The sequence below is a fragment of the Candidatus Propionivibrio aalborgensis genome (assembly GCF_900089945.1).
GTDB classification, from domain to species: domain Bacteria; phylum Pseudomonadota; class Gammaproteobacteria; order Burkholderiales; family Rhodocyclaceae; genus Propionivibrio; species Propionivibrio aalborgensis.
Map to the genome: position 1 here is coordinate 1 of NZ_FLQY01000348.1, position 6,958 is coordinate 6,958.

The window sequence follows — 6,958 nt, forward strand, 5'->3', positions numbered from 1 at the left end:
ACGTGACCCGTATGTCCGGTGGTGTGGGAGGGAGGGGCCGTGAGGCTTCTTCCTATCCCGATTCGGCCACACTGAAATGAAAGAAGCCCGAAGGGTCGTTGTAAACGACCTCATGCAGAGAAATTACAGCTATTTCTTGACTGAGCCCATGGGCAAGAACTTTCATGTCGACTTCCGTCCGGAGTTGACGCCGAAGCAGATGCTGGCGTTGGGTGTGTTCGGCGGGAAATACATGACGGACTGTACCGACGAGTTCCCCGAAGACTGGTTTGTACGCGCCAAACTGAATCGCGAGCGCCAGGTGCCTGCACTGAATTTCTTCGGTGTCAACGCTTCGCGGCCATTGGCAGAATGGATAGAAAAGGGCTGGATCCATCGCGAAGACCCGCGCGGGTGGTTTCAGTGGTATTGCAGGTACTACATGGGAAGACGCGGTCCCGATGACGAGCGCCAGATCAAGCGGTGGAAGGGCATGACAAGGCATATTGCGCAGCTCAAGGCGAATTGCGCGAAAGAGGACTTGGATTGCCGACGAAAACAAAGGCAGGCGTTACTGCATTGGGCGTATGACAGTCGAAAAATCTGATTCGCCGAATCACGCGTTGGAAGTGGCGCGCATGAAGCCCCGCGCAATTCAACGTCGCCCCTAGTCGCTTGCCAATACGTACGTAGTAGCGTACGGCTGAGGCTTCTTTGAAGGAGCAGGAAATGAACACGCTTACCGCCAGCGAAGCTCGCGCCAATCTGTACCGGTTGATTGACCAAACTGCGGAATCAAACGAACCGATCATCATTTCCGGAAAACGCAGCAGTGCCGTGCTTCTTTCTGCGGAAGATTGGAGCGCAATTCAGGAAACCTTGTACCTCCTGGCAGTTTCTGGCATGCGCGAGTCCATAAAGGCAGGTATGGCCGAGCCCCTCGCAAAGAGCCCGAAGATGCTTAAGTGGTGAGTTGGGAAATCGTTTATGCCAAGCAAGCAATGAAAGATGCAAAGAAGCTTGCTGCAAATGCTCTTAAAGCAAATGCGCAGGAATTGCTTGCAGTTCTAGCCAACGACCCATTCCAAAATCCACCACCTGTCGAGAAATGGGTCGGTGATCTTGCCGGCGCATACTCTCGCCGCATCAATATTCAGCACACGCATCGTGTAGGAAGTCTTTGCCAGGGAGAAAACGGTCCGCGTCTTGCGTATGTGGACTCACTATGAGTGCGAAGCGGCCCAATGATCGAGATTGGATCGTGATCGCGAAGCAAGCCACGATCCGAACCCATCAATCCGTCGGAGCTGCGCGAAAAGCCGCACAGTCCGGTGATCTCAAAGATTGAACCAAACTGCCATCGCGGTGGCCGGGCGATCAAGCGTCGCATTCCAATCTGCCGGGCGCGATATGGTGTTTCGGAACCCTTTGCACCGAACAACAACCCCAACCCGCTTGTTCCAATCCCGCCTCTGGCGCGGCGCTTTGTCGGATTTGCAACAAGGCACTTACCTACTAGTTACATAAAATCAATGTATTAAAGGTGGCACCGGTTTTGCTCAATGGTTCTCATACCATTGGAGAGCAGCATGAAAGCCAGCGTGATCCAGGCCTTGCTAGACGAGCCGGCGTGTAGCCACAACACGAAGGAAAAATCCGGTTGCGCCCGACCCGCGCCCGGCGCCACGGCCGGTGGCTGCTCTTTCGACGGTGCGCAGATCACGCTGCTGCCGATTGCCGATGTCGCGCATATCGTGCATGGCCCGATTGCCTGCGCGGGGTCGTCGTGGGACAACCGCGGCACGCGGTCTTCCGGTATCACGCTCTTCCGCACCGGCATGACCACCGACCTCTCGGAAACAGACGTGGTGATGGGGCGCGGCGAGAAACGGCTGTTCCACGCCATCAAGCAGGCTATCGACAGTTATTCACCGGCGGCGGTGTTCGTCTACAACACCTGCGTTACGGCGCTGATCGGCGACGACGTCGGCGCCGTCTGCGAGGACGCCAGCGCGCGCTGGGGAACGCCGGTCGTGCCGGTTGATGCCGCCGGGTTTTACGGTACCAAAAACCTTGGCAACCGCCTGGCCGGCGAGGCCATGTTCAAGCACGTGATCGGCACGCGCGAGCCGTCCCCGGCCCCGCCGCGTGCCGACGGGCTGCCGACGTTCGACGTCAATCTGATCGGCGAATACAACATTGCCGGCGAGTTCTGGCACGTTGCGCCGCTATTCGACGAACTTGGTCTGCGTATTCTGGGCACCTTGTCCGGCGACTCGCGGTTCCATGAAGTGCAGACCATGCATCGCGCCAGAGTGAACATGGTGGTTTGCGCCAAGGCCCTGCTCAATGTCGCGCGCAAGCTGCACGAGAAATTCGGAATTCCGTTCTTCGAGGGCAGTTTCTACGGCGTGCAGGATGTGTCCGACGCACTGCGCAGTTTCGCCCGCTTGCTCGGCGATGCGGACCTTGCCGCGCGTTGCGAAGCCGTTATCGCCCGCGAGGAAGCCCGGTCGAATGCCGCGCTTGAACCCTGGCGCGAACGGCTCAAGGGCAAGCGGGTGCTGCTGTATACCGGCGGCGTCAAGTCGTGGTCCATCGTTTCTGCATTGCAGGATCTGGGGATGAAAGTAGTGGCGACCGGCACCCGCAAATCCACCGAGGAAGACAAGGCGCGAATCCGCGAGCTGATGGGCGACGACGCGAAGATGATCGATGAGGGCAGTCCGAAATCCTTGCTCTCGATCTATCACGAGTACCGGGCCGACATCCTGATCGCTGGTGGCCGCAACTTGTACACCGCGCTCAAGGCGCGCATTCCATTCCTCGACATCAACCAGGAGCGTGAATTCGGCTATGCCGGATACACCGGCATGGTCGAGCTGGCGCGCCAGTTGGTACTGTCGATGGAAAGTCCGGTGTGGGCAGCTGTTCGCCGGCCGGCACCGTGGGCAAAACAGCGCGGCCCAGGCAGCGAGCTGGTGGCATAAGCAAAGCAATCAAAGCAATCAAAGCAATCAAAGCAATCAAAGCGAACGGTGAATGAAGATGGCCAAAATCATCAACCCAAAAAAGGCGCTGGCGGTCAATCCGCTGAAGGTCAGCCAGACCGTCGGCGCTTCACTGGTCTTTCTCGGCCTGAGACGCAGCTTGCCGCTGATGCATGGCTCGCAGGGTTGCACGGCGTTCGGCAAGGTGTTTTTCGTTCGTCATTTCCGCGAGCCGATTCCGCTGCAAACGACGGCGATGGATCAGGTGTCGACGATCATGGGTGCCGACGAAAACGTGGTCGAGGCGCTACGCACGCTGTGCGAGAAGACTTCGCCGGACATCATCGGTCTGGTGACCACCGGGCTCGCCGAAACACAGGGAACGGACATCCGCCGGAATCTCAACGATTTCCGCAGTGCCTATCCTGAGTTCGCGCACGTGGCGGTGGTGCCGGTCAATTCGCCGGATTATGTGGGCTGCCTTGAAAGCGGTTACGCGTTGGCCATCGAAGCGCTGATCGAAACACTGGTGCCCGTGAGCGAGCCAGAAAGGCAGACTGCGGGCAAGCGCCCGAAGCAGGTCAATGTGCTGGCCTCGGCGATGCTGACGCCGGGCGACATCGAGGCGATCAGGGAATGGACGGAAGCATTCGGCCTGTACGCCATTGTTCTTCCGGATATTGGCGATTCCCTGGACGGCCATCTGATCGAAGCCGAGTATTCCGCATTGACCATCGGCGGCACGCCGCGACCGGAAATCGAGAGTATGGGCGAGTCGGTTGCCACACTGGTGATTGGCCCGTCGCTCGATAAGGCCGCCGCGATCCTGAAGACACGAACCGGTGTTCCCGATTACCGCTTTGCCGGCTTGATGGGGCTGGACGATTGCGATGCCTTCACCCAGGCCCTGGCCGATATCTCCGGCAAACCGGTGCCGGCGAAGGTCGAACGTCACCGCGCACAGTTGCAGGACGCGATGGTGGATTGCCACTTTTCGCTGGGCTTTGCACGCGTTGCGCTGGCCGCCGATCCCGACCTGCTGGGCATGCTGGTTCGCTTTTTGACTGGCATGGGCGCCGAAATGGTCAGCGTTGTCAGTCCGGCCAAGGCGGAGAGCCTGGCCAGCCTGCCGACTCCAGATGTCATTGTCGGCGATCTGGAGGACCTGGAAAAACAGGCGAGCGCTTCACGCGCGCAACTGCTCATCGCCAATTCGCACGCCGCCGAAACGGCGCGTCGGCTTGGCCTGCCGTTGTTGCGTGCCGGATTCCCGCAGTACGACCACGTGGGCGGTTATGCCCGCACCTGGGTAGGCTACCGTGGCACACGGCAGGCCTTGTTTGATCTCGCTAACCTGATGCAGAGCCAACACCATGAACTCGAACCTTATCGATCACTGTACTGGGCTGAATCCCGTGACGACGTCGGCGTTGAACAACACCTTGGCCAACGCCAAGGGCAACCCGGTGTCGACGCGCCGGCTGCAACTGGTCTGGTCCATTAAGCGGGAGCCTGTCGCCGTGATCAGGGTTGCCTTCGCCACCACGGACCGTGTTCGGGTCAATCAGCATTTTGGTGCGGCCGAAGGCTTTGCCATCTATGACGTTGTTCCCGACAAGGCGACACTGGTCGGCGTGGCCGAGTTTGCCGACGAATTGATGGACGGCAACGAGGGCAAACTTTCCGCCAAGGTCGACTTTCTTGATGGCTGTAACGCGGTCTATGTGACGGCTATCGGCGCGTCGGCGATAAAGCAGTTAACGGCCAGGGGAATCCAGCCGATCCGGATCAACGAGGTCGATCACGTCGATGTGCTTTTGCACGATATCGCCCTCGCCATGAGTGAAGGTGGTGTCTCCTGGATCGATCGCGCCATCGCCGCCCAGGCCAAATCCAGAAGCGATGATCGCTTCGCCGCCATGGAAGAAGAAGGGTGGGAAGGATGAATGCCGGAATCATCGAGCATCGCGGCACCGTGCAGCGAGTCGAGGAAGGCAAGGCCGTTGTCGCCATGGAAACCAGGGGCTGCGGCGGCTGCGGCCATGAGAGCGCCTGCGGTATTGGCCAGTTGGCAAACGGGCGTGCCGCCAGTTTGATCTCACTGCCGGTTCACTCTGACATCAAGGTCGGCGATCAGGTCAATATCGCGCTGCGTGAAAGCTGCCTGACCCTTTTCGCGCTATTTGGTTATCTCTTTCCGGTATTTGCCATGATGCTCGGCGCCTGGTTTGGCGTTATGCATGATGGCAGCGACGGTGCAGCCGCACTGGGCGCGATGGCCGGTTTCATCGTCGCGCTGCTTATCGTGCGTTTGGTCATTCGATTGCTTCCGGGCCTGGCGCCTGCGCCGCAAGTCTTTGTCATTTCCGATCATCCCACACTGTCCCAACAGGAGTACCACCATGAGTGTCGATCCCATCTTTGAAACCGATTTCGTCAAGGAAATGGCCCGCCAGATGCGCGCCCTGGATACCTATGGCTCCTATGCCGGCTGGAGCGTCGAAAAAGTCCTCGACCCCTACGTCATGACCAAGGAGCGCAAGGCCAATGTGCCGTTGATCGGCGACCCGGACGAAGAAACCATTTCCCGCGTCAAGGCCTTTTACAACGCCATCGCCGTTCTTATCGAGAAGGAGTGCAAGTTGCTCGCCGTGCCATTGGTTCATCTGACGCACGAGGGATTTGGCCGCGCTCTGATCACGGTCGGCAAGCTCGTCGCTGTCGATCGTACCCTGCGCGACGTCCATCGCTTCGGCTTTGCCAGCCTGTCCAAGATGAAAGACGAGGCCGACAAGATTCTGAGCGTGGCCATTGAACGCATCGGGCAGTATCCGGCCGTTGCCGGTCTATAAGGTCGGGAGAAAGCATGACGGACGAAGAACTTAAAGACCTCGACAAGGAGGTCAAGAAATTGAAGCGCATCTCTTCCGAATGGGCGGCGCAAATGCACGATCTTGTCGAAGACCGCCTGCCAGCGGCTTATCAGGAGATCCCGGCACTTTCGCAATCGACTTTTGCCGCCTGCCAGGCCTGGGCCGAGGCCAGCGCCCGTCTCACAGAAGCACTTAAAGGAGACTCAGCATGATTACCGGACTCACCAAGGGCGGCACCGAATGGACGCCGGAATTCGTCACCGATCTCGATCAGGCCAAGTGCATCGGCTGTGGCCGCTGTTACAAAGTTTGCCCGCGCGATGTCCTCGATCTGGTCGAACGCGAGCTCGATGACGACGACGAAGACAACGATGACGACAACATGATGGTCATGGCGCTGGCCAACGCGGCGGACTGTATCGGTTGCGGTGCCTGCGGTCGCGTCTGTCCGAAGGGCTGCTATACCTACGCAGCCGCCTGACTCTGAAGCTTATGGCGGATTGTCGCAAACACGACATCCCTCGGCGTCGAGACAAGTTAGTCAATACAAGGGCTTAGCCAAAATGCGCAGTTGGCACAAGGTTTGCACTAATGCATTACATAGACTCTGGGAGAGCCGACATGATAAATATGACGCCCGCTGCCGTAAAAGCCGTACAACGCTTCATTCGAGGTTCCGAGACGCCGGTTGCCGGCTTGCGCCTGGTGATCTCGGGTGGTGGCTGCTCCGGCCTTCAATACGGCATGAAGCTCGAAGAAGGCAAGGCCGAAGACGACTGGGAGCTTGAAGTCGACGGGGTCAAGTTGCTGGTCGACCCGATGACTTTTCCGATGATCGACAACGTTACGATCGATTTCATCGACTCGCTGACGCACACCGGATTCAAGTTCGACAACCCGAACGCCAGCGCGCAGTGCTCCTGCGGCTCGTCATTCAAGCTTTAGGGAGCACTCATAGCATGTGGGAATACTCTGACAAGGTTCGGGAACATTTCTTCAACCCGCGCAATTCGGGCCCGCTGGAAGATGCGAATGGAATTGGCGATGTCGGTTCCATCCAGTGCGGCGATGCGCTGCGCCTGATGCTCAAGGTCGAGCCGGAAACCGAGATCATCA

Annotated in this window: 12 protein-coding genes; all 12 read left to right on the plus strand. The window is 58.6% G+C overall.

Going from position 1 to position 6,958, the window contains the following annotated elements; translation table 11 throughout:
• The first annotated feature begins 148 nt into the window (after positions 1-148).
• Positions 149-586, plus strand: coding sequence for a hypothetical protein (locus PROAA_RS14500; RefSeq protein ID WP_222102288.1), 438 nt, complete (start codon positions 149-151; stop codon positions 584-586).
• A 122-nt stretch (positions 587-708) separates the two neighbouring features.
• Positions 709-951, plus strand: coding sequence for a type II toxin-antitoxin system Phd/YefM family antitoxin (locus PROAA_RS14505; RefSeq protein WP_186412021.1), 243 nt, complete (start codon positions 709-711; stop codon positions 949-951).
• Positions 948-1,208, plus strand: coding sequence for a Txe/YoeB family addiction module toxin (locus PROAA_RS14510; protein ID WP_245664294.1), 261 nt, complete (start codon positions 948-950; stop codon positions 1,206-1,208). Before PROAA_RS14505 ends, PROAA_RS14510 begins: the two co-directional genes overlap by 4 nt.
• Before the next feature lie 360 nt (positions 1,209-1,568).
• Positions 1,569-2,969: a nitrogenase iron-molybdenum cofactor biosynthesis protein NifE gene (nifE, locus tag PROAA_RS14515; protein ID WP_186412022.1), complete on the plus strand. Its 1,401-nt coding sequence runs from the start codon at positions 1,569-1,571 to the stop codon at positions 2,967-2,969.
• Positions 2,970-3,021: 52 nt separating this feature from the next.
• Positions 3,022-4,473: a nitrogenase iron-molybdenum cofactor biosynthesis protein NifN gene (nifN, locus tag PROAA_RS14520; RefSeq protein ID WP_245664295.1), complete on the plus strand. Its 1,452-nt coding sequence runs from the start codon at positions 3,022-3,024 to the stop codon at positions 4,471-4,473.
• Positions 4,412-4,915 carry a NifB/NifX family molybdenum-iron cluster-binding protein gene (locus PROAA_RS14525; RefSeq protein ID WP_245664296.1) on the plus strand — a complete coding sequence of 168 codons (504 nt, stop codon included), beginning with the start codon at positions 4,412-4,414 and terminating at the stop codon, positions 4,913-4,915. Before nifN ends, PROAA_RS14525 begins: the two co-directional genes overlap by 62 nt.
• Positions 4,912-5,394 (plus strand): SoxR reducing system RseC family protein, encoded by a 483-nt coding sequence (locus tag PROAA_RS14530; RefSeq protein WP_186412023.1) that lies wholly within the window; start codon positions 4,912-4,914, stop codon positions 5,392-5,394. The genes PROAA_RS14525 and PROAA_RS14530 overlap by 4 nt, the downstream gene beginning before the upstream one ends.
• On the plus strand, positions 5,372-5,821 hold the full coding sequence (locus PROAA_RS14535) for a NifX-associated nitrogen fixation protein (protein ID WP_186412024.1): 450 nt from the start codon (positions 5,372-5,374) through the stop codon (positions 5,819-5,821). Before PROAA_RS14530 ends, PROAA_RS14535 begins: the two co-directional genes overlap by 23 nt.
• 14 nt (positions 5,822-5,835) lie before the next feature.
• Complete coding sequence (locus tag PROAA_RS14540) at positions 5,836-6,054, plus strand: CCE_0567 family metalloprotein (RefSeq protein WP_186412025.1); 219 nt, start codon at positions 5,836-5,838, stop codon at positions 6,052-6,054.
• Positions 6,051-6,323 carry a ferredoxin III, nif-specific gene (gene fdxB, locus PROAA_RS14545; RefSeq protein ID WP_186412026.1) on the plus strand — a complete coding sequence of 91 codons (273 nt, stop codon included), beginning with the start codon at positions 6,051-6,053 and terminating at the stop codon, positions 6,321-6,323. Before PROAA_RS14540 ends, fdxB begins: the two co-directional genes overlap by 4 nt.
• Before the next feature lie 140 nt (positions 6,324-6,463).
• Positions 6,464-6,787 (plus strand): HesB/IscA family protein, encoded by a 324-nt coding sequence (locus PROAA_RS14550; protein WP_186412027.1) that lies wholly within the window; start codon positions 6,464-6,466, stop codon positions 6,785-6,787.
• A gap of 14 nt (positions 6,788-6,801) precedes the next feature.
• Positions 6,802-6,958: iron-sulfur cluster assembly scaffold protein (locus PROAA_RS14555; protein WP_186412028.1), on the plus strand; the 157-nt coding region annotated here is incomplete at its 3' end.